This is a genomic window from Planomonospora algeriensis (genome assembly GCF_977012225.1).
Window position 1 is genome coordinate 1 of record NZ_CDRNDK010001197.1, and the last position, 219, is coordinate 219.

The 219-nt window shown below is 63.9% G+C and carries 1 tRNA gene; it reads right to left on the reverse strand.

Annotation, left to right across the window (positions count from 1 at the left end):
• Positions 1–70: 70 nt before the first annotated feature.
• Positions 71–141: transfer RNA gene (locus ACWJ6R_RS38410), tRNA-Cys, on the reverse strand.
• Between the last annotated feature and the right edge of the window lie 78 nt (positions 142–219).

The following is a 219-nucleotide window of genomic DNA, read 5'->3' on the forward strand; positions in this document are numbered from 1 at the left end:
GAACCTGTGACCTCTTCCGTGTCAGGGAAGCGCTCTCCCGCTGAGCTAATCGTCCGGGCGCGGAGACCAGAGGTGGAGACGGGATTTGAACCCGTGTACACGGCTTTGCAGGCCGTTGCCTCGCCTCTCGGCCACTCCACCGAGTGAGACCCGGGGGCCTCTCCGAGCGGAAGACGGGATTCGAACCCGCGACCCTCACCTTGGCAAGGTGATGCTCTA